Source organism: Geminocystis sp. GBBB08 (assembly GCF_016743215.1).
Lineage (GTDB): Bacteria > Cyanobacteriota > Cyanobacteriia > Cyanobacteriales > Cyanobacteriaceae > Geminocystis.
Genome location: NZ_VRZC01000303.1, coordinates 1 through 976 on the forward strand (window position 1 = coordinate 1; position 976 = coordinate 976).

The window sequence follows — 976 nt, forward strand, 5'->3', positions numbered from 1 at the left end:
TGAGGGAGTCCTGATTGGTAACATCACCATTACAGATGCCGATGCCAGTGGTAACAACAACGTGTTAAGTATCGAAGGAACCGATGGGGCTAGTTTCGAGATTCGCAACAGTAACCAACTTTATTTTATCGGTACAACTCCGAACTTTGAAGCAAAACCAAGCTATAACATTACCCTAAAAACCACCGACGGCGCTTTAATCTACTCCGAAGGCTTCACCGTTAACGTTACCGATGTCAACGAAGCCCCCACCGCCGTAACCCTGCAAAATACCACCACGAGTCTAGCCGAAAATACGAGTACATCTGTTCTGATTAAAGTAGCCGATATTGCCATTACCGATGATGCTTTGGGAACTAATAACCTGAGCTTAACAGGAGCCGATGCCAGTTTCTTTGAAATTAATGATAATAAATTGTATCTCAAAGCCGGAGTCAGCCTCGATTTTGAAACCAAAACCAGTTACAACGTCACCGTTAACGTAGATGACACCAGTATCGGCGCAACTCCTGATTTAACAGCAGCTTATACCTTAACCATCACCGACGTTATGGAAGGAACGAATGGTAACGACATCCTCAATGGTACTAAGGGCAACGACTTGATTGAAGGCTTCACAGGGAATGACAACCTCAACGGCGCAAATGGTAATGATACTCTAATAGGTGACGATGGTAACGACATCCTTAATGGTGGTACAGGCAATGATAGCTTAATCGGGGGTACGGACAACGATATTTACTACGTTGATAGTGCAAACGATCAAATCATCGAACTACTAGGAGAAGGAACCGACACCGTTTATAGTACTATTGATTACAGCCTAATCGCTAATGTCGAAAATCTAATCTTACAAGGAACAGCCATTAATGGGACAGGGAACGAGAGCAATAACACCATTAACGGTAATGGCAGTGATAATGTCCTCATCGGTGGTGACGGTAACGACAACCTCAATGGTGGTACGGGTAATGAT

At 43.9% G+C, this 976-nt stretch carries 1 protein-coding gene; it reads left to right on the forward strand.

Annotated features, from left to right (window positions below):
• Positions 1 to 349: 349 nt before the first annotated feature.
• The coding region (locus FWJ34_RS19365; protein WP_308256959.1) for a calcium-binding protein at positions 350 to 976 on the forward strand (627 nt) is incomplete at its 3' end.